The 20,068-nt window shown below is 64.9% G+C and carries 17 protein-coding genes; 9 read left to right on the top strand and 8 right to left on the bottom strand.

Annotated features, from left to right (window positions below; genetic code table 11):
• The first annotated feature begins 14 nt into the window (after positions 1-14).
• The 5 genes from G6P88_RS20105 to G6P88_RS20085 all read left to right on the top strand — a co-directional run bounded on the left by G6P88_RS20105 (position 15) and on the right by G6P88_RS20085 (position 4,551).
• On the top strand, positions 15-641 hold the full coding sequence (locus G6P88_RS20105; RefSeq protein WP_165324790.1) for a CpaD family pilus assembly protein: 627 nt from the start codon (positions 15-17) through the stop codon (positions 639-641).
• Positions 638-1,906, top strand: a complete 1,269-nt coding sequence (locus tag G6P88_RS20100) for a pilus assembly protein CpaE (RefSeq protein ID WP_165324789.1) — start codon at positions 638-640, stop codon at positions 1,904-1,906. Before G6P88_RS20105 ends, G6P88_RS20100 begins: the two co-directional genes overlap by 4 nt.
• Positions 1,907-1,927: 21 nt before the next feature.
• On the top strand, positions 1,928-2,902 hold the full coding sequence (locus G6P88_RS20095) for a type II secretion system F family protein (protein ID WP_165324788.1): 975 nt from the start codon (positions 1,928-1,930) through the stop codon (positions 2,900-2,902).
• A 7-nt stretch (positions 2,903-2,909) separates the two neighbouring features.
• Positions 2,910-3,902, top strand: coding sequence for a type II secretion system F family protein (locus G6P88_RS20090; protein WP_165324787.1), 993 nt, complete (start codon positions 2,910-2,912; stop codon positions 3,900-3,902).
• Positions 3,903-3,978: 76 nt separating this feature from the next.
• The gene (locus tag G6P88_RS20085) at positions 3,979-4,551 is read left to right on the top strand and encodes a hypothetical protein (protein WP_165324786.1); all 573 of its coding nucleotides are present in this window, start codon (positions 3,979-3,981) and stop codon (positions 4,549-4,551) included.
• Positions 4,552-4,566: 15 nt separating this feature from the next.
• Here G6P88_RS20085 and G6P88_RS20080 read toward each other — a convergent pair whose 3' ends face one another.
• The 4 genes from G6P88_RS20080 to G6P88_RS20065 all read right to left on the bottom strand — a co-directional run bounded on the left by G6P88_RS20080 (position 4,567) and on the right by G6P88_RS20065 (position 11,774).
• Positions 4,567-5,742 carry a DUF418 domain-containing protein gene (locus tag G6P88_RS20080; RefSeq protein ID WP_165324785.1) on the bottom strand — a complete coding sequence of 392 codons (1,176 nt, stop codon included), beginning with the start codon at positions 5,740-5,742 and terminating at the stop codon, positions 4,567-4,569.
• A gap of 96 nt (positions 5,743-5,838) precedes the next feature.
• Positions 5,839-8,508: a pyruvate, phosphate dikinase gene (gene ppdK / locus G6P88_RS20075; RefSeq protein WP_165324784.1), complete on the bottom strand. Its 2,670-nt coding sequence runs from the start codon at positions 8,506-8,508 to the stop codon at positions 5,839-5,841.
• A 58-nt stretch (positions 8,509-8,566) separates the two neighbouring features.
• On the bottom strand, positions 8,567-10,600 hold the full coding sequence (gene glyS / locus G6P88_RS20070; RefSeq protein ID WP_165324783.1) for a glycine--tRNA ligase subunit beta: 2,034 nt from the start codon (positions 10,598-10,600) through the stop codon (positions 8,567-8,569).
• A 298-nt stretch (positions 10,601-10,898) separates the two neighbouring features.
• On the bottom strand, positions 10,899-11,774 hold the full coding sequence (locus tag G6P88_RS20065; RefSeq protein WP_165324782.1) for a glycine--tRNA ligase subunit alpha: 876 nt from the start codon (positions 11,772-11,774) through the stop codon (positions 10,899-10,901).
• A 119-nt stretch (positions 11,775-11,893) separates the two neighbouring features.
• Between G6P88_RS20065 and G6P88_RS20060 the strand changes: the two genes are divergently transcribed.
• On the top strand, positions 11,894-12,844 hold the full coding sequence (locus G6P88_RS20060) for a TraB/GumN family protein (protein ID WP_226946659.1): 951 nt from the start codon (positions 11,894-11,896) through the stop codon (positions 12,842-12,844).
• Between the two features lie 396 nt (positions 12,845-13,240).
• Entirely contained in the window at positions 13,241-13,936 is a 696-nt protein-coding gene (gene ctrA, locus G6P88_RS20055) for a response regulator transcription factor CtrA (protein ID WP_165324781.1), read from the top strand.
• Between the two features lie 77 nt (positions 13,937-14,013).
• On the opposite strand, the gene G6P88_RS20050 is transcribed toward ctrA, so the two are convergent.
• The 4 genes from G6P88_RS20050 to G6P88_RS20035 form a co-directional block, all read right to left on the bottom strand.
• Positions 14,014-15,357, bottom strand: coding sequence for a DUF2254 domain-containing protein (locus tag G6P88_RS20050; RefSeq protein WP_226946658.1), 1,344 nt, complete (start codon positions 15,355-15,357; stop codon positions 14,014-14,016).
• Between the two features lie 98 nt (positions 15,358-15,455).
• Positions 15,456-15,929 (bottom strand): GreA/GreB family elongation factor, encoded by a 474-nt coding sequence (locus G6P88_RS20045; protein ID WP_165324779.1) that lies wholly within the window; start codon positions 15,927-15,929, stop codon positions 15,456-15,458.
• The gene (locus G6P88_RS20040; protein WP_165324778.1) at positions 15,926-16,702 is read right to left on the bottom strand and encodes a DUF1365 domain-containing protein; all 777 of its coding nucleotides are present in this window, start codon (positions 16,700-16,702) and stop codon (positions 15,926-15,928) included. The genes G6P88_RS20045 and G6P88_RS20040 overlap by 4 nt, the downstream gene beginning before the upstream one ends.
• A complete protein-coding gene (locus G6P88_RS20035; protein ID WP_165324777.1) occupies positions 16,699-18,045 on the bottom strand; it encodes an NAD(P)/FAD-dependent oxidoreductase in 1,347 nt (448 codons plus the stop codon). Before G6P88_RS20035 ends, G6P88_RS20040 begins: the two co-directional genes overlap by 4 nt.
• A 188-nt stretch (positions 18,046-18,233) precedes the next feature.
• Between G6P88_RS20035 and G6P88_RS20030 the strand changes: the two genes are divergently transcribed.
• Positions 18,234-19,037 (top strand): DUF1295 domain-containing protein, encoded by an 804-nt coding sequence (locus G6P88_RS20030; protein WP_206335826.1) that lies wholly within the window; start codon positions 18,234-18,236, stop codon positions 19,035-19,037.
• Positions 19,037-20,062, top strand: coding sequence for an SAM-dependent methyltransferase (locus G6P88_RS20025; RefSeq protein WP_165324776.1), 1,026 nt, complete (start codon positions 19,037-19,039; stop codon positions 20,060-20,062). The genes G6P88_RS20030 and G6P88_RS20025 overlap by 1 nt, the downstream gene beginning before the upstream one ends.
• Positions 20,063-20,068: the final 6 nt, after the last annotated feature.

Raw genomic sequence — 20,068 nt, 5'->3', positions numbered from 1 at the left:
TGCGGGAGAGCAAGATGCGCGCGCCAGTCCTTCTGATCGTCGCAAGCCTCGCGGCAATGGCTCCGGCGGCCCTGTCCGCCCGATCCAATCGCGGGGTCGAATCCGTCCATCAACCGGTCGTCCAGCGCAGCGATTATACGTTCGACGTCCCGGCGGGGGAGCTCGGCTCCGACGACCGGGCCCGGGTCCTGCAATGGTTCGATGCCCTCGGCCTGGACTATGGCGACCGGGTGAGCGTCGATACCGGCACCGCGCCCGGGACGCCCGCCGACGCGATCGCGCCTTTGGTCGCGCGCTACGGCCTGTTCCTGAGCGATGGTGCGCCGGTGACGCCGGGCGCACTGGCGCCGGGCAATATGCGCATCGTGGTCAGCCGGTCGGTCGCTGCCGTTCCGGCCTGCCCCGACTATAGCGCCTATTCCCAGCCCAATTTCACCGGCGCGGCCTCGAGCAATTTCGGCTGCGGGATCAACTCGACCATCGCCGCGATGGTCGCCAATCCCGAGGACCTCGTACGGGGCCGGCGTGGACGTGGCAGCACCGCCGACACCGCCGCCAAGGCGATCAAGGTGTGGCGTGACGCCGTGCCGACCTCGCAGAACGGCCTCAAGATCGAATCGACCAAGGGGGGCGGACAGTGAACGCGCCTTTCAACGCCAAGCAGCAGCAGACCCGCAATCCCTTCGCTGCCTTCGTCACCGACGACCTCAGCGCCGAACTGCTGAAGCCGCTCGTGTTCGAGCTGGGCTGGCCGCCGGAGTCGGTCAACAAGGGCGGGCTCCGCGCTGCGATCCAGTCGCTGTCGGTTTCGGCGAGCCCGACCATCCTGCTCGTGGACCTCAGCGAATCGATCGATCCGCTCAACGACGTGAACGCGCTCGCCGAAGTTTGCGAACCGGGGACCATCGTGATCTCCGCCGGCACCGTCAACGACGTGCGCCTCTACCGGGAGCTGCTCAACAGCGGCATCCAGGATTATCTGCTCAAGCCCTTCACCGCCGATCAGATCCGCGACGCTCTGGCCCAGGCGCAGATGATCCTCATGGGGCCGCGCCACGGCATGGCGGACGATGCCAAGATCCATACGATGACGGCGGTCATCGGCGCGCGTGGCGGCGTCGGCGCCTCCACCGTCGCGGCGTCGCTTGCTTGGCTGATGGGCGAAACCGCCGATATCAGCACGGCGCTGCTCGACCTCGACGTCCATTTCGGGACCGGCGCCCTCTCGCTGGACCTCGAGCCCGGACGCGGGCTGACCGACGCGATCGACAATCCCGCCCGCATCGACGGGCTGTTCCTCGAACGCGCGCTGGTCAAGGCCAACGACCGATTGTCGGTGCTGTCCGCCGAGGCGCCGATCAACAATCCGATCATCACCGACGGCGGCGCCTATTTCCAGCTCCAGGAAGAGATGAAGGGCGCTTTCGAGTGCACCATCGTCGACATTCCGCGCACTATGATGGTGCAGCATCCTCACCTGTTCCACGAGGTCCAGTCGGTCGTGCTCGTCGTCGACCTGACGCTGGCCGCTACGCGCGACACGATCCGCATCCTCGCCTGGCTCAAGAACAATGCGCCGCAGGCCGGCGTCCTCGTCGTCGCCAACAAGGTGCACCCCAGCCTGACCGAGATCGGCCGCAAGGATTTCGAGAACTCGATCGAGCGCGAGATCGACTTTCTGCTGCCCTATGACCACAAGCAGGCAGTGAACGCCGCAAAGCTGGGGAAACCCATAGCCGAGGCGGGCAAGACATCGAAGCTGGGTCAGGTCTATCAGCAGATGGCCGACAAGCTGATCGCGCTGTCGAGCGACGACCCCGATGCCGAGGGCCGCTCGTCCAAGAGCTCGCTGCTCGACGAGCTGGTGGCGATCTTCCAGCCCAAGTCGAAGATCGCCAAGAAATGACGCGCCGGGGATGACCGTCACATGCTGACGATCCTCTTCCTGATGATCATGGCCGTGGTCATGACCATCTTCTTCTACGTGCTTGCCCGGCCGCCCGCGCAGCGCGCCCTGGCACGACGCCTTTCGACGGTCCGTGGCCGCTACAATGTGTCGGGCGAACCGCCCGTCAACGAACAGGTCCGCAAGCTTCTCGCCAGCCGCGCCACCGTGCAGCAGCGGCCCAAGACGCTGGTCAACCGCGTCCTGCCGGACCCCGCGGAGATCATCCGCAAGATGGAGGCAGCCGGCCGGAAATGGACGCTGCGCCAATATTTCATCGGCTCGGGCGCGGCCTTCGTCCTGCCGCTGTTCGGACTGACCATCGCCGGCCTTCCCATCTGGATGGCGGCGGTCGTCGGAATCGCGGCCGGCCTCGGCCTGCCGCCGATGTTTCTCGACATGCTGGCGAAGCGCCGGCTGGCGCAGTTCACCCAGCGCTTTCCCGATGCGATCGACCTTCTCGTGCGCGGCCTGCGCGCCGGCCTCCCGGTCGCGGAGACAATGGCCGCCGTGGCGTCCGAGATCGAGGGCCCCGTCGGCAGCGAGTTCCAGGCGGTGGCCGACCGGATGAAGATCGGACGGACGCTCGAAGCAGCGTTGCAGGAAACCGCAGATCGCCTCGGCACGCCCGAATTCCAGTTCTTCGTCATCACCCTCGCCATCCAGCGCGAAACCGGCGGCAATCTCGCGGAAACGCTGTCGAACCTGTCCGAGGTGCTGCGCAAGCGGATGCAGATGAAACTCAAGATCGCCGCGATGTCGTCGGAGTCGAAAGCATCCGCCTATATCATCGGCATGCTGCCCTTCATCGTCTTCGGCCTGATCAGCTTCATCAGCCCGACCTATATGGGCAGCTTCTTCACCGATCAGCGGCTCGTGATCGCGGGCATTGCCGGGCTCATCTGGATGAGCATCGGCGCCTTCATCATGCGCCAGATGATCAATTTCGAGATCTGAGGGCAGGATGGAACATAGCGTCAGCCCCCAGTTCTTCAGCACGCTGCTCTCGATCGGCATCGCGCTGGCGACAGCCGTCGTGATGCTGATCGTCGGCCATCATCTGGTGCGGTCCTTCGCGCGTGACCCGATGGCGCGGCGCGTCCGCGCGCTCAACGACCGGCGCGAACAGCTCAAGGCGGGCGTCGCCGCCTCCAAGACGCGGCGCCGCGCGAAGATGGAGAAGAAGAGCAGCATCTCGGTCGATCGCATGCGCGCGATCCTCGGGAGCATGAAGATGCTCCAGGATTCGCAGCTCAAGGCCGCCTCGCTCAACCTGGCCCGCGCCGGCATCCGATCCAAGGATTCGGCGATCACCGTCATCTTCTTCCGCCTGGTCGCACCGATCCTGATCGGCGGCACTGCGGCGATTGGCGTATATGTGCTCAACTGGTTCCCCGAGGCCAGCGCGCTCAAGCGCTACCTGATCGTCGCCGGTGCGCTCATCGCCAGTTATAAGGCGCCCGACGTCTATGTGAAGAACCTGATCTCGAAGCGACAGACCGCGATCCGCAAGGCTTTGCCCGACGCGCTCGACCTGCTCGTCATCTGTGCCGAAGCCGGGCTTTCGGTCGACCTCGCCTTCAACCGCGTCGCCCGCGAGCTGTCCAAGGCCTATCCGGAGCTCGGCGACGAGTTCGCGCTGACGGCGATCGAGCTCGGCTTTCTCACCGACCGCCGCCAGGCCTTCGAAAATCTCGCCAACCGCGTGAACCTCGATTCGATCCGGGGCGTGGTCACCACGATGATCCAGACAGAAAAATACGGCACGCCGCTCGCCGCCGCGCTGCGCATCCTGTCCGCCGAGTTCCGCCATGACCGGATGATGCGCGCCGAGGAGAAGGCCGCACGCCTGCCCGCGATCATGACCGTGCCGCTGATCGTGTTCATCTTGCCTGTGCTGTTCGTGGTCATCCTGGGGCCCGCCGCCTGCTCGATCAGCGACAATGTAATGAAATAGGCGGCGTCCGGTCGGGACGTGCGCGGAACGGATGGCTGCACCGGCGGTTCTACCCTCATCGAAAGGAGGGCAGTCGATGCCGGCGTTCACCACCAATCAATGGATCATCCTGGCTCTTGTCCTCATCCTGGGCTGGCTGCTCGGCCTGATGACGATGGCAGGCGGCCGCAAGTGGAAGAAGGCGTTCGAGAGCGAGCGCGCGGCACGCGTCGTCGCAGATGGCGAAATCGTCCGATTGACTGCCGAGAATGAGCGGCTGGCCGCCGAGCGGGACCAGCGGATGGCAGTCGAGAAGGAACGCGATTCCCTTCTTGCCCGCAGCGCTGCCGCCAATGAGCGGATCGCCGAACTCGAAAAGCACAGCCCCGCGATCGGCAGCCGTACCGCCGGCACCATCGCAGCTGCTGCGTCTGGGCAGCGTGACGATCTCGCCCGCATCTACGGCATCGGGCGTGGCGGCGAGACGCGCCTGAACGAGCTGGGCCTGCACCGCTATGCCGACGTTATCGAAATGTCGCCAAACGACGAAGCGTCGCTCGAGGGTTGGCTCGGCCTCAGCCCGGGCACGATCGCCGACGAGCGCTGGCGTGAGCAGGCAGACATGCTGCGCCGGGGCGAATTCGACGAACATGCGCGCCGCTTCGCCTGAAGGGCGACACAGGGTTTAGTGACGCAGGCGCGGGCGTGCGTCGTAGGTTCCCCATCGCCACGCCCATTCGAGCGGGCCATAAGCGAAAGCCGCAAACCACAGCCGCGCGAACTGAGCCTGGGCCAGCAGGATGATGACCGCGACGCCCCACAGCTGCGGCCAGGACAGGCTGTTCCAATAGCCCAAGCCGAAGCCGGAGAAGATCGCGGCTCCGATCGCGCTTTGCGACAGATAGAGGGTGAGCGGCATCCGTCCCATCAAGCCGAGGACATGTGCCGTCCCCGACTGCAAGCCGCCACGCCACAGCCACCGCAACAAGGTGAGATGCCCCATGGTCAGCAACAGCCGCGCGGGCTGATCGACGAAGGCGGTAAGCGTCGTTGGCGCACCGCCATCCGGCAGGACCAGCGCCAGTTGCAGCAGCCGTAGCGACAGCCCTCCGCCATAGCCGATGGCAAGCAGGCGCCACGTCACGCTTCCGTTGCGGGCGTCGGGGCGGAACCAGCCGGACCGGTAAAGCGCCATGCCCAGCAGCATGAACAGGAGCGCATCGCCCAGCCAGACATAGAGAAAGCCGCTATTCGCCCAGACCCAGCTGACCCGGCTCATATAGGCCAGCGTGTCGCCATAGCTGCCGAGCCGGGCCGCGGTTTCCCGCGCCAGCATGGGTGCCGAATAGACCATGTCCGCAGCACGGATGCCCGGCGCCTCCAGTGCCCCCCAGATCGACAGGAGCAGCATCGTCACCAGGACGAGGCCGAAAAGCGCGCTGGACTTGAGGCGATGGCACAGGACCGCCAGCACGCCCGCCAGCGCATAGGTGACCAATATGTCCCCCGGCCAGAGCAGCAGAGTCGCATTGACGATGCCGAACAGCAGAAGCAGCACGAGCCGGCGGAGCATCAAACGAAGCCGATCGGTGCCCGGGTCATCCCCGAGAAACAGCAGCAGGCCGACCCCGAACAGCAGCGAGAAAAGGCCGCGCATCGTTCCCGTCAGGAACAGGTGCATCACCGTCCATATCTGCCAGTCCGGGTCGGCGACCGAAGGTGGCGCGAGCGGGCGATCCATCGCGATCGGGCCGCCCATGTCGATGATATTGACGAACAGGATGCCGCACAGCGCCAGACCGCGTATCGCATCGAGCAGCGCTAGCCGGCTCGATGCGGCAATGGGTTGGGCGGCAGCCATATTATGGTGGTAGCGCCTCGCAACCGAGGCGTCACCTCGGCCTGCGGTCATCGCAAACAAGAGGGGAGGACCGGAACACCGGCCCTCCCCTTCGCATCATTTGCGCGCCTTGAGCGCCGCCTGAGCCGCCGCGAGACGTGCGATCGGCACACGGTAGGGCGAGGCCGAGACATAATCGAGGCCAGTCTGCTCGCAGAAGGCGATCGACGCCGGGTCGCCGCCATGCTCGCCGCAGATACCAAGCTTGATGTCGGGGCGGGTCTTGCGACCACGTTCGGCCGCCAGCTCGATCAGCTCGCCGACGCCTTCGATGTCGAGGCTGACGAAGGGATCCTTCGGATAGATGCCCTTGTCGACATAGGCGGTCAGGAAGCGGCTCGCATCGTCGCGGCTGACGCCGAGCGTCGTCTGCGTGAGATCGTTGGTACCGAAGGAGAAGAACTCCCCGACCTCGGCAATCTCCCCGGCTTTCAGCGCCGCGCGCGGAAGCTCGATCATCGTGCCGACCAGATAGTCGATCGTGCGACCCTTCTCGGCGAACACCGCCTGCGCCGCCTTGTCGATCACGATCTTCATCAGTTCGAGTTCGCGACGGGTCGCAACCAGCGGAACCATCACTTCGGGGATTGGCGCCGCGCCCGACTTCTCGGCGACGTCGCAGGCCGCCTCGAAAATGGCGCGCGCCTGCATTTCGTAGATTTCGGGATAGGTCACGCCGAGGCGGCAGCCGCGATGGCCGAGCATCGGGTTGAACTCGTGCAGCTCGGCGGCACGACGCTTGAGCGCTTCGACCCCGATCCCGGTGGCGGTGGCGACCTCGACGAAATCCTCTTCCTCGTGCGGAAGGAATTCGTGGAGCGGCGGATCGAGCAGGCGGATCGTGACCGGCAGGCCGGCCATGATCTCGAATATCTCGGTGAAGTCCTTGCGCTGCTCGGGCAGAAGCTTGTCGAGCGCGACGCGGCGGCCCTTTTCGTCCTCGGCCAGGATCATCTGGCGCACCGCGGTGATGCGGCTGGCGTCGAAGAACATATGCTCGGTCCGGCACAGGCCGATGCCCTCGGCACCGAAGATGCGCGCGGTCTTGCAGTCGAGCGGCGTTTCCGCGTTGGTGCGGACCTTGAGGCGGCGGACCTCGTCGGCCCAGCCCATCAACGTACCGAAATCGCCCGCCAGCTCGGGCTGCACCGTCGGCACCGCGCCGAGCATCACTTCTCCGGTCGCGCCGTCGATCGTGATGATGTCGCCCTCACGGACCTCGCGGCCCGAAACGCGGAACAGCTTCGCCTTGGCGTCGATCGCGAGCGTGCCGACGCCAGAGACGCACGGGCGCCCCATGCCGCGGGCGACGACCGCCGCGTGGCTGGTCATGCCGCCGCGCGCCGTGAGGATGCCCTTGGCGGCGTGCATGCCGTGAATGTCCTCGGGGCTCGTCTCGACGCGAACGAGGATGACGGCATCGCCCAGCTCGGCGCGCTTCTCGGCGGTTTCGGCGTCGAAGACAACGAGACCCGAGGCCGCGCCCGGCGAGGCGGGAAGCCCCTTGGCGATAACATCGCGCGGCGCCTTGGGATCGAGCGTCGGGTGGAGCAGCTGGTCGAGCGCCGACGGGTCGACGCGGGCCACGGCTTCCTCGCGGGTGATCAGGCCCTCATTGGCCATGTCCACCGCGATCTTCAGCGCGGCCTTGGCGGTGCGCTTGCCCGAACGGGTCTGCAGCATCCACAGCTTGCCCTGCTGCACGGTGAACTCGATGTCCTGCATGTCCCGATAATGGGTCTCGAGCAGGTCGAACACATTGGCGAGCTCGCCATAGACCTGCGGCAGCGCCTCTTCCATCGAGGCGGGCTTGGCACCGGCGGTCTCGCGCGCGACCTTGGTCAGATATTGCGGGGTGCGGATGCCGGCGACGACGTCCTCGCCCTGCGCGTTGATCAGGAACTCGCCATAATAGGCCCGGTCGCCCTTGGATGGGTCGCGGGTGAAGGCGACGCCGGTAGCCGACGTGTCGCCCATATTGCCGAACACCATCGCCTGGACGTTGACCGCGGTGCCCCAGTCGCCGGGGATGTCGTTGAGGCGGCGATAGACCTTCGCGCGCTCCGACTGCCACGACTTGAAGACCGCGCCGACCGCGCCCCAGAGCTGCTCATGCACGTCCTGCGGGAACGGCTTGCCCCACTGCTCGACGACGATGTCCTTGTACTTGGCGACCAGCGCCTGCCAGTCGTCGGCGGTCAGTTCGGTGTCGAGCGAATAGCCCTTGTCTTCCTTGGCGATCTCGAGCGCTTCTTCGAACGCGCCATGGTCGAGCTCGAGGACCACGTCCGAATACATCTGGATGAAGCGGCGATAGCTGTCCCAGGCGAAGCGGGCGTCCTGCGACACGGTGGCGAGGCCGACGACGGTTTCGTCGTTGAGGCCCAGGTTGAGGACGGTGTCCATCATGCCGGGCATAGAAACGCGTGCGCCGGAGCGGATCGACACCAGCAGCGGGTCGGCGGCAACACCGAACTTCTTGTTCGTGATCGCCTCGATATGGGCGATGCCATTGGCGACCTCGGCCTTCAGGCTATCGGGAAAGCGCTCGCCCTCGTCGTAGAAGCGACGGCACATTTCGGTGGAGATGGTGAAGCCCGGGGGAACCGGAAGGCCGATCGAGGCCATTTCGGCAAGGTTCGCGCCCTTCCCGCCCAGCAGATTCTTGTCGCCCTTCCCCCCATCGGAAACGCCACCACCGAAACGATACACGTACTGCGTGGTCATATAGTCGTCACTTTCCCTATCACGACCCACCTCCTGTTCGGGAGGCGCGGCAATCGACTCAGGCTTCGATTTTCGAAAAGTCCGCGACGTTGTGCACCGCAGCACGGATTTTTTCAAGCAAGGCCAGACGAGTGTTTCTTTTGGCCTCGATAGGATCGTTGACGATCACGGCCTCGAAAAAGGCGTCGATCGGCCCGCGCAGCGACGCCAGCGCCGACATCGCCGCGCCGAAATCCTCGGCCTCGACGGCAGCGGCAGCGCGCGGCTCGGCGGCTTCGAGCGCGTCGATCAGCGCCTTTTCGGCGGGCTCCGGTTCATAATCAGGCTTAGCGGTCGCACCGGCCGGCACCCCGCCCTCCTTCTTGAGAATGTTCGCGGCGCGCTTGTAACCGGCGAGCAGATTGACCCCGTCCTCGGTCGCGACGAACGCCTGCAATGCCTCGACCCGCGCGAGCAGGCGAACGAGATCGTCTTCCCCGCCCAGCGCGAACACGGCATCGATTAGATCGTGACGGACGCCCGCCTCGCGCTGCTGGACCTTCAAGCGGTCGGCGAAGAAGTCGAGCAGCTCGGCTGTATCAAGCGTTGCCCCGCCGAGACCGAGCTTGGCCTGCTCGATCATTGCGCCAAGCGATGCGCGAGTCCCATTGACGAGGATCGTCTGGATGATCTGCAGCGCGGCGCGACGAAGCGCGAACGGATCCTTCGATCCGGTCGGCTTTATGCCGCGCGCGAAAAAGGCGACCAGCGTATCGATACGATCCGCCAGCGCGACGCAGGCAGGGATGCAGCCTTCGACCGCCGCGACATATTGCTGGCGCAGCGCGCTAATCGCTCCCGGCTTCTCGCCACCACGCTCGGCATAATAGGCACCCATGATGCCCTGGAGCTCGGGGAACTCGCCGACCATCCCCGTCGCGAGATCAGCCTTGGCCAGCAGGCCAGCCCGACGCGCGGTTTCCGGTTCGCGGTCGGGGAAATAGACCGCAGCGATCCAGCCGGCGAGCGACGAAATGCGGTCCGCCTTTTCCCGCAGCGTGCCCATGCCCTCGTAGAACAGCATGGACTCGAGCTTGGGCAGATAGGCTTCAAGCGGAGCCTTCAGATCCTGCTCCCAGAAGAACTTCGCGTCCGACAGGCGCGCGGCCAGCACCTTGCCATTGCCGGCAACGATGCCCTCGCCACCGTCCTTGGCGCTGATGTTCGCCGTGCAGATGAAGGCCGGCGCCAGCCGCCCCTCGCCATCGTTCAGCACGAAGTATTTCTGGTTGGTGCGGAGCGTCAGCTGGATCACCTCGCGCGGCACTGCCAGGAAGGCCGGGTCGAAATGACCGAGCAGCGGCACCGGCCATTCGGTCAGGCCGGCATTTTCGGCGACGAGGCCCTCGTCCTCCACCACGACCAGCCCGGCCGCAGCGGCGAGTTCGGCGGCGCGGGTGCGGATGATGTCGCGGCGCTCGGCCGGGTCGACGATGACATGGCAGGCGCGGAGCTTCTCGACATAATCGGCGGCGCTGCCGATCGTGATCTGTCCTGGATGGTGGAAGCGGTGGCCGACGGTCGCGGCGCCGCTGACGATGCCGTCGACCTCGATCGGGACGATCGCCTCGCCCAGCAGGGCGACGATCCCCTGGAGCGGGCGGACCCAGCGCAGCGACGAGGTCGAAGAAGACGCCGTGCCCCAGCGCATCGACTTGGGCCAGGGAAAGGCGCGGATGATCGCGGGAACCGCCTGGGACAGCAGCTCGATCGTCGAGCGGCCCGGCTTCTCGATGACCGCGAACAGGACGCCGTCACGCTCGACCAGCTGCTCGCGGGTGATGCCGGTCTTGCGCAGGAAGCCCTCCAGCGCCTGCGGCGGCGCGGACGCCTTGGGGCCCTTGATCTCTTCGGACGACGCCGCCGTCTCGACCGGCAACCCGTGCGCGATCAGCGCGAGCCGGCGCGGCGTCACATAGCTGGTGATCTTCTCGGCAACGACGCCGGCCTTCGCCAGTTCGTCGCCCAGCATGCGGGCGAGGTCCGCCGAAGCCTTCTCCTGCATCCGCGCAGGAATTTCCTCGGAGAGAAGTTCGAGCAGGAAATCGGCCATCACACTTCCTCCCCGGCCACGGGGAGGGGGACCGCGAAGCGGTGGAGGGGGGCCGTCAGGCCACGCGCCGCCCGCTCGGGCGCCTTGACCCCATCCGCAGCCGATAGTCTCAGCATCTGATATCCATTCTCTTCAAGAACCATGGAGCCATGGGCCAGCGTCACAGCCCCTCCACCGGCTGCGCCGGTCCCCCTCCCCGTTCCGGGGAGGATCGTGCTCGCATCATTGCCGGGATATCGGCCACCGCAATTCCTCCCCGGCCACGGGGAGGGGGACCGCGAAGCGGTGGAGGGGAGGATCATTCCGACCACCCGTTATGCGTCATCCAGGCGGCGCAGGCGCCCTTCGCCAGATCGCGGACGCGGCCGATATAGGCCTGGCGTTCGGCGACCGAGATCACCCCGCGCGCCTGCAGCGTGTTGAAGATATGGCTAGCCTTGATCGCCTGGTCATAGGCCGGCAGCGGCAGCGGCTTTTCGCGGTCGAGCAGCGCGCGGCACTCGTCGGCGGCCTGGGTGAACTGGCGGAACAGGGTTTCGGTGTTGGCTGCCTCGAAATTATAGGCGCTGAACTGGCGCTCATTTTCGAGAAAGACGTCGCCATAGGTGACACCGTCATCGTTGAAGGCGAGATCGTACACGCGGTCGACGCCCTGGATGTACATCGCCAGACGTTCGAGCCCATAGGTCAGCTCGCCCGCGACCGGCTTGCAGTCGAAGCCACCGACCTGCTGGAAATAGGTGAACTGGGTCACCTCCATGCCGTCGCACCAGACTTCCCAGCCGAGGCCCCAGGCGCCCAGCGTCGGGCTTTCCCAATCGTCCTCGACGAAGCGGATGTCGTGCGCGAGCGGGTCGATGCCGATCCGCTCCAGGCTGCCGAGATAGAGCTCCTGCAGATTGGGCGGGCTCGGCTTCAGGATCACCTGATATTGATAATAATGGCCGAGCCGGTTCGGGTTCTCGCCATAGCGACCGTCGGTCGGTCGGCGCGAGGGCTGGACATAGGCCGCCTTCCAGTGCTGCGGACCCAGCGCGCGGAGCGTGGTGGCGGGGTGAAAGGTGCCCGCGCCCATTTCCATGTCATAGGGTTGCAGGATCACGCAGCCCTGCTCGCTCCAATAGTCGTGGAGCGTCAGGATCAGGCGCTGGAACGAGAGCGGCTTGGTCGCCAAGACGAGGGTCCTTCGGGCGGGATTGAACTCGCCCGGCCCTTTGCGTCAGGGGGCCTTGCGGGTCAAGGACAACGGCCTTTGCGGCAAGTGCCCTCGCAATTCGCCGCACCTGTTTCTACATGATCGATATGAAGCTGTTCCGACGCGCCGTATCGGCCCTCCTCGCCCTGCTGATCGCGTCGCCGGCGGCGGCCGCGCCCGCACTGTGGAAGTTCGGCGATGCCGACACGACCGTCTATCTGTTCGGGACGATCCACGCCCTCCCCCCGGGCTATGCTTGGGAAGACGAGCGGATCAGGAAGGCGATGGATGCGTCGGATACGCTGGTGATCGAGACGCTGGTCGACAAGGACCCGCGCGCAATGGCCGCGCTGTTTCCGCCGCCGGACTCCAGCCTTCCGCCTATCGTCGAGCGCGTGACGCCCGAGGCGCGCCCGGCGTTCGAGACGCTGCTGGCCAAGGCGAAGGTGGATCCCGCCATGCTGAGCCGGATGCCGACCTGGCAGGCCTGTTTCGTCCTGATGGGGGCGATGATGCGCGATCTGGGCGTGCAGCGAGAGGCCGGGGTGGAAGACGGTTTGACGAGCGCCTTTGCGGCGCCCGTCGCTTCCGCCGCACCGGTAGAGGGAGGACAATCCTCGACCCTGCCCGCCTCGGCTGCGACGAAGAAGATAGAAGGGTTGGAGACGGTCGCCGACCAGCTGGCGATGTTCTCGACCCTGTCGGAAGCCGACCAGCGCGAAATGCTGACCAGCTTTGCCACGGGCAAGTCCAGCGCCAGATCCGATTATGATCGCCTTTTGAAAGCGTGGAGCACCGGTGACGAGGCCGGCATCGCGCGGATGTTCGACGAGGACGAGGACCTGACCCCGCATCTGCGCGAAATCCTCCTGCGCAAGCGCAATGCAAACTGGGCCGCCTGGCTCAAGCAGCGGCTCGAAAAGCCCGGAACGGTCTTCGTCGCGGTCGGCGCCGGGCATCTGGCCGGACCGTTGTCGGTGCAGAAGATGCTGGCAGCCGAAGGCATCGCGGTGGAGAAGGTCGACGCGGCCAAGCCGGGGAACCGCTGAGGCGGCGGCTATCTGACGGTCGCGACGTTAACGCCAGCCGCCGCCTTTAACGCGAAATGCGAGTCGCGATGGGCGGATCGAGTTGCATCCATGTTCACCTATTTACGAGATTGAGCCGGGGCGCGACGGCGGGCATCGTCAGCCCTCCGAACAGAGCGAAAGCTCCTTGGCCCCGATGACATGGGCGATTGAGCGACTCGCACCTGCCTTCTCACACCCAAAATCTGTCCGAACTAAACGCACGGAAAGACACGGATTTTTTACCTAGGTAAAATTGGCATCTGGATTTTAAGAGCGCGTTAACCTTTTACCTTCATTAACGGCATGGTTAACACAGGTTGACGGGCAGCGCGGAGCGGCTGGGCTCCTCCCCCGGGATGAACAGGAACGGGTCCTATGCGGGTTTTGCTGATCGAGGATGATCCCACCACCGCCAAGAGCATCGAGCTGATGCTCGGCGCCGAAGGCTTCAACGTCTACACCACCGATCTTGGCGAAGAAGGCCTCGATCTCGGCAAGTTGTACGACTACGACATCATCGCGCTCGATCTCAACCTGCCCGACATGCACGGCTATGACGTGCTGAAGAAGCTGCGCAGCGCCAAGGTCCAGACCCCTGTCATGATCCTCTCCGGCATCGGCGAGATGGACTCCAAGGTCCGCGCGCTCGGCTTCGGCGCCGACGACTATGTCACCAAGCCTTTCCACCGCGAGGAACTGGTCGCCCGCATCCATGCGATCGTCCGCCGCTCGAAGGGCCACAGCCAGTCGGTCATCCGCACCGGCAAGCTTGCGGTCAATCTCGACGCCAAGACGGTCGAGGTCGATGGTGCCCGCGTCCACCTGACCGGCAAGGAATATGCGATGCTGGAGCTGCTGTCGCTCCGTAAGGGCACGACCCTGACCAAGGAGATGTTCCTCAACCATCTCTATGGCGGCATGGACGAGCCCGAACTCAAGATCATCGATGTCTTCATCTGCAAGCTGCGCAAGAAACTCGCGCTGGCCTGCGGTGGCGAGAATTATATCGAGACCGTCTGGGGCCGCGGCTATGTTCTGCGCGATCCGGAAGAAGGCGCCGTCGCCGCCTGATCACCCTTTTTGCTGCAGGGGCAAAAGCGAAGGCCGCGTTCCGAAAGGAGCGCGGCCTTCTTCGTAAGGCTCGACGTTCAGCTCATGCTGTAGCGCAGCTCGCGGAGCCGCCGTTCGTCGCCGAGACATTCGAGAATCCTGGTCGCGCGGTAGCTTACCGACGTCGCATTCACCCCTTTCAGGTGGAACTCGCTCAAGCTCCTGAACGCTTCGACCTTATGCCGAACGACATGGCGGCGTTCGGCAATGTCGCATGCCAGCGCCACGTCGCAGATCGACATGAGATAATGCATTGCCGCGATCATGTCGGCGCTCGCATATTGCGCCAAGGCGCCGAAGGACCGCTCGGCGAGCACGGCGAAGTCGATCGGGGTGGTTATGACCCGCACCACCCCTTCGCCATCCACGCGCAATGGCGACGGTGCAGCACGCTGGCCCAGTTCCGCCATGGCGGCAGCCAGCCAGTCCATGCAGGAGCGCGCCGTAAAGGGATCGTTCACGCCGGGCGACAGTGCGCGGGCAGCGATTTCGACGAGTTCGTCCACAAGGAAGCGAAGATCCTGCATCGGGGTTCTCCGTGACCCAAAGGCGAAGGCCGAGCAGAGGCGCTCCCTGATCTCTTCGTCGCAGACGGTAGCCGGAGACACCTCTGCCAGCACGGTTCGCTCATGTGCAAAGTCGCCCGGCTGGCATTTCAAATCTATGAAAAGATCCGCCTCGCACGCGATCTGGACGAGTGCGCGATGGTCGACAATCTGAAGATATCCGGTTGCCGCAGGCTTTAGCTGAACGTTATCCGCGCATCTCTGCGGCATGCTTCCAATCTGTCTTCGCTGGCAATCGCCCTCCGAATCCGCGGGTGGAAAATGGGTTTCGATCTCATCGAGAAGCCGCCGCCCGATCTGCTCGATCACGCTGTTGATATGTATGCGGCGTGGGACGTGATGGATGAAGAAGATCAACACGGCGATCGATGCGAGGACGAGCAGCAGCGCTACGATCAACGCAAGCTGGGGAACGAAGCCACCGTCTCCGACCCCACCCTCGCCGGGCGATCTGATCGTGCGGACGACGACGACGCTGTACAGGAAGGTTGCGATGAAGGTGCCCAGGGTGACCTGGTTGCCCCGGTCCGCCATGAAATTGCTCAACAGTCGCGGACCATATTGCCCCGACGCATAGACGACGGCGGCGATCGTCACCGAGAAGGTCGTCCCGGCGACGCCCAGCATCGATCCGGCCACGGCCGTGAGCAGCCCACGCGCACCATCCGGACGTCCGGCCTGCAGCCAGGCGATCCGTTCGAACCATGCGGACGTGAAATGGGCATCGACATAGATCAGCGCGACTGCAAGCAAGAGCGCCAGCAGTGCCATGTTGGCGGGCACGAACCAGTAGCTCTCCCGCAGATTTCCCAACATTCGCAGAAGTCTGGCGCGCATATGCCCTCACTGAAGCCCCACCCAGGCAAAGCGCCGGGCGAAGGTTTCAGTTCCGAACCAAAGTCAGGATGATCCAATCAGAGCGCGCTGACGCCCAGTATCTCGATCGCGTCAGACTTGCCCGCAAAGTCGGCGAGGTCGCCCTCGCCCCCGCCGATCAAGGCCCTTGCAAGCGGCGAGGAGAAAGAGATCGCACGCGCGGCTGGATCGGCTTCGTCGTCGCCGACGATCGAAACCTCCGCCTCCTTGCCGTTGAGCCTGTAGCGAACCGTCGTCCCGAACGCGGCCACGTCGCCAACTGCCTTGGGCTGCACGTCCATTGTCGCGCGGCGCGTCGCCCAATAGCGCAGGTCGCGGCGAAGCGCCTTGACCTCGTCCTCGCCGGCGCTGCGTGCGAGAGCCTCCGCTATCGCCGTTTCCAGAGCTTCATGCCGTGCGACAGTCATCGCCGCGCCCCGTTCGGTCACCCAATTGGGCCCGGCCGGTATCGGCAGCTCGAATTTGGGCTCGAGATGCTCTTCGTCGCTTTCCCGGCGGAAGGCGACGCTCATGCAGCCACCACGATCGACACGCCGTCGCCCGATGTCGCTACGTGGCGGCGAACGCCGATCCGCTTGAGGAACAGCCACAGTGCCTCGACATGGATACCTGCTACCACCTTGAGCGTCAGCAGGGGATGCCGCAGGAAGGCACCGACCAGAGTGCGGTCGCTCAGCTCGCGTCGGCGGGCCTGAAAGGCCGCAACGATCAGCGGCCCATCGGAGTCTCCGCCCGCCACGACGACGCGGGTTTTCTCCATCGGCGGCTCGACGGTGAAGTCGTAGCGCATGTCGAGATCCATGAACGGAGACACGTAAAAGGCCTTTTCGCAAGATTGCCGGACCAGCCCGCTTTGACCTTCGTCGCCCGCGACTGGAATGACATAGCTATGCCGTTCCTTGAAAGTGTTGGTGACCTCGTAGATCATCGTCGACAGAGTTCCATCCCGCCGGTGGCAGAACCAGACACTCAACGGATTGAAGACGTGACCCAACATGCGCGGCATCGTGAGCAAACGGATGGCGCCACCGTCGGGTTCCTGCCCGGCCTGCCGCATCAGCGCCTCGACCTGCGGCCGCAACGGACGCCCGGACCGGTCGGCATAGTCCCGGTCGTGGAAGGAGAAGAGATTCCATCGGTTGTGCGAGAAGAAGCGGCACTCACGGTCGATCCGCTCGATCTCGTCGAGGTCGAACAGGCATTGAAACAGCTTGTAGCGCAATTGATGGACGCGTGGACGATAGCGTCGGTGAAACACCTCTCCCGCGTAGAGCGCGGATTTCACTCCGCCGCCTCCCGCGCGGGCGCCAGGTCCATCGACAGCCGACCGTTCGGATCCTCGACCGACCAGGGGCGCTGCGCCCCGAGCATCTCGGCGACAGCGAGGCCCGCCTGAAGACCGTCCTCGTGGAAGCCGGCCCCCAGATGGGCGCCGCAGTAGAAGCTGTTGCGCTGGCCCTGGATCGCCCAGATCCGGCGCTGCGCATCAAGCGCGGCGCTGTCGAAGATCGGGTGATCGAACAGGGTGCGGCTGATCTTGCGCGCCGGATCGATCGGCCGATTGGGGTTCAAGGTCACGACGAGCGGGTCGCGCGTGTCATAGCCCTGCAGTCGGTTCATCCAGTAGCTGACGCACAGGTCGCTGGTTCCGCCCACGCCGTCACGCCGGCCGAAATAATTCCACGCCCCCCAGAGCATGCGACGCTTCGGCAGGAGCGCCTTGTCCTGATGGAGGACCACCTCATTGCTGCTGTAGCGAAAGGCGCCGAGCACCTCCCGCTCCTGCGGGCTCGGGTCGGCGAGCATCGCGAGCGCCTGATCGGCATGCGACGCGATCACGACCTCGTCGAACCGGTCGGGATTGCCCGCATGATCGGTGATCGTAACCTGGCCCGCCCTGCGCTCGACTTTCGCGACGGGAGTCGCCAGCCGCACCTCGCCCCGGAAACCGGCGATAAGACGATCGACATAGGTCTTGCTGCCGCCGACGACGGTGCGCCATTTCGGCCGCTTGCCCAGATCGAGCAGGCCGTGATTGTTGCAGAAGCGGACGAAGGCTTCCGCGGGATAGTCCAGCAGCAATTGCGCGGGCGCCGACCAGATCGCTGCCGCCATCGGCAGAAGATGGTCGTCGCGGAATGCGACGCCATAGCCGCCCCGCTCGAGCAGCTGGCCGAGCGTCAGGCTGCCAAAGTCCTCGGTCCGTGCGCCCATTTCCCGATAGAAGCGCACCAGATTGCGCAGCATCGACCAGAAGCGCGGCGACACGATGTTGGAAGGCTGGGCAAAGAGCTGCCACAGGCGATCGCCAGCCGCATATTCGAGCTTTCCGTCGTCGAGCGACACGGCGAAACTCATGTCGGTCACACGGGTCGGCACGCCGAGATGCTCGAACATCGCGATCAGATTGGGGTAGGTCCGCTCGTTGAACACGATGAACCCGGTGTCTACGCCCAGCACGCCCCCCGCGCCGGTGTCGACATCGACCGTGCGCGTATGCCCGCCAAGACGCTTCTCCGCCTCGTACAACACCACGTCGTTTTGCCTGGACAGCAGCCAGGCGGCCGAAAGCCCCGTGATACCGCTGCCGATGACAGCAATGCGCTGCCCCCTGCGGAAATTCGTCATGCTCCCACTACCCTTTACCCAACGCCCTTTGCCCGTCGCCAGTTACGGCCGCACGAGCGATCAGGTTGCGCCCCGCCCCAAGCGGACTGCTACCCCGGCGCCGGCAAAGCGCAATGCGAATTTTCGTGCAACAGCTTGGCGGCTTTCCCCGTATGGGATTAGGAAGACCGACCTGGGGGAATGATTTCTTGAATCCGATCGTCAGCATCCTGGTCGCGTCGGCCGTACTCTCCGCAATGATGGCCTCCGCCTGGGCCGTGCAGAAGGCCACGCACCAGTCGGGCTGGGCCGACGTATTCTGGTCCTTCGCAATAGGAATCGGGGGGCTGATCGTCGCGCTGATGACAAGCAGCGATGCTCCGCTGGCGCGGGTCTGGCTGGTCGCAGGCCTCGTCGGCTTCTGGTCTCTCCGACTGGGTTTTCACATCCTTGCCCGCACCGCCGAAGCCAAGAGCGAGGATCCGCGCTACGCCGAGTTCCGCCGTGAGTGGGGCGACAGCTTCCAGCCCCGCCTGTTCCTCTTCCTCCAGATTCAGGCGCTGTGCGGCGTCGGCCTCGTCGTCACCGTCTTCGCAGCCGCCCACCGGCCCGGTCCGGCACTCTCGATCGCCGACTGGATCGGCCTGGCCCTTCTGGTCGTCTCGGTGGTCGGGGAAGGGATTGCCGATCGCCAGTTGCGCGCCTTCGCCAGGAACCCCGACAACAAGGGCAAGGTCTGCGACAAGGGCCTCTGGGCCTGGTCGCGTCATCCCAATTATTTCTTCGAGTGGCTTGGCTGGGTCGCCTATCCGGTCATCGCCATCGATCTCGGCGGCGGGTGGTGGCCCGGTTATCTGGCCGTCATCGGACCGCTGCTGATGTACTGGCTGCTGGTCCATGTGTCCGGCATCCCCCTGCTCGAGCAGCATATGCTGAAGAGCCGGGGCGACGCCTTCAGATCCTATATGGCGCGCACCAGCGCCTTCTTCCCCCTACCGCCCAGGAAAAACTGATGGACATCATCGCCGCCGCCACCGCAGCCGTCGAACGGCTGCCGCTCCCAGACGCCGTGACCCTGGCGGGCGTCCGCTTCCTGGTCGGCCGTACCGCGCGCAAGTTGGCAGTACAGCCCGATGTCGAGGCGGCCTTCGCGCGCGACATGGACAGCTTCCCGATCGCGATTCACACCGATGACGCGAACGCCCAACATTATGAGGTTCCCGCCTCCTTCTTCGACCTCTGCCTCGGCCCGCGCCGCAAATATAGCTGCTGCTATTATGAGCGTCCCGGGAGCACGATCGGCGAGGCCGAGGAAGCCGCGCTCGCGCAGACGGTGGAGCATGCGGGGCTGGCCGACGGGCAGGAAATATTGGAACTGGGCTGCGGCTGGGGGTCGCTGAGCCTCTACATGGCCGCGCGCTATCCGGGCGCGCGGATCACCGCTGTTTCCAATTCCCATTCGCAGCGCGAGCATATCGAGAAGCTCGCCCGCGCGCAGGGTTCGACCAACCTGACGGTCATCACCTGCGACATGAACGACTTCCAGGCCGATCATCGCTTCGACCGTGTCGTGTCGGTGGAGATGTTCGAGCATATGTCGAACTGGCGCGCGCTGCTGACCAAGGTGAAGGGCTGGTTGAAGCCTGACGGCTATTTGTTCATCCACATCTTCACCCATGATCGGGCGAGCTACCGCTTCGACCATGCCGACAAGGCCGACTGGATCGCGCAGCATTTCTTCACCGGAGGGATCATGCCCAGCCACGGGCTGATCCGGCATTTCCCCGACCTGTTCACGGTCGAGGAGGAATGGCGCTGGAACGGCGAACATTATGCGCGGACCGCCTTCGACTGGCTCGCGCGGTTCGACGCCAACCAGCCGGCCATCGCCGAGATCTTCCGTCAGACCTATGGCGCTGACGCAAAGCTATGGGAACGGCGCTGGCGCCTGTTCTTCCTTGCCACCGCCGGCCTGTTCGGTTTCGATCGCGGTCGCCCCTGGGCGGTGAGCCATTACCGGCTGAAACCCTCGGTCTGACAGCGG

The organism is Rhizorhabdus phycosphaerae, from assembly GCF_011044255.1.
In the GTDB taxonomy this organism is placed as follows: Bacteria; Pseudomonadota; Alphaproteobacteria; order Sphingomonadales; family Sphingomonadaceae; genus Rhizorhabdus; species Rhizorhabdus phycosphaerae.
The sequence above is the reverse complement of the archived record's forward strand: the minus strand, read 5'-3'. Positions and strand labels throughout refer to the sequence as shown.

Coding starts and splice junctions, on each gene's coding strand:
- G6P88_RS20095 (WP_165324788.1), top strand. CDS start 1,928: ATGCTGACGATCCTCTTCCTGATGATCATGGCCGTGGTCATGACCATC.
- G6P88_RS20045 (WP_165324779.1), bottom strand. CDS start 15,929: ATGAGCGTCGCCTTCCGCCGGGAAAGCGACGAAGAGCATCTCGAGCCC.
- G6P88_RS20080 (WP_165324785.1), bottom strand. CDS start 5,742: ATGGCTGCCGCCCAACCCATTGCCGCATCGAGCCGGCTAGCGCTGCTC.
- G6P88_RS20035 (WP_165324777.1), bottom strand. CDS start 18,045: ATGACGAATTTCCGCAGGGGGCAGCGCATTGCTGTCATCGGCAGCGGT.
- G6P88_RS20105 (WP_165324790.1), top strand. CDS start 15: ATGCGCGCGCCAGTCCTTCTGATCGTCGCAAGCCTCGCGGCAATGGCT.
- G6P88_RS20090 (WP_165324787.1), top strand. CDS start 2,910: ATGGAACATAGCGTCAGCCCCCAGTTCTTCAGCACGCTGCTCTCGATC.
- glyS (WP_165324783.1), bottom strand. CDS start 10,600: ATGGCCGATTTCCTGCTCGAACTTCTCTCCGAGGAAATTCCTGCGCGG.
- G6P88_RS20050 (WP_226946658.1), bottom strand. CDS start 15,357: ATGTTGGGAAATCTGCGGGAGAGCTACTGGTTCGTGCCCGCCAACATG.
- G6P88_RS20060 (WP_226946659.1), top strand. CDS start 11,894: ATGATCGATATGAAGCTGTTCCGACGCGCCGTATCGGCCCTCCTCGCC.
- ctrA (WP_165324781.1), top strand. CDS start 13,241: ATGCGGGTTTTGCTGATCGAGGATGATCCCACCACCGCCAAGAGCATC.
- G6P88_RS20085 (WP_165324786.1), top strand. CDS start 3,979: ATGCCGGCGTTCACCACCAATCAATGGATCATCCTGGCTCTTGTCCTC.
- ppdK (WP_165324784.1), bottom strand. CDS start 8,508: ATGACCACGCAGTACGTGTATCGTTTCGGTGGTGGCGTTTCCGATGGG.
- G6P88_RS20025 (WP_165324776.1), top strand. CDS start 19,037: ATGGACATCATCGCCGCCGCCACCGCAGCCGTCGAACGGCTGCCGCTC.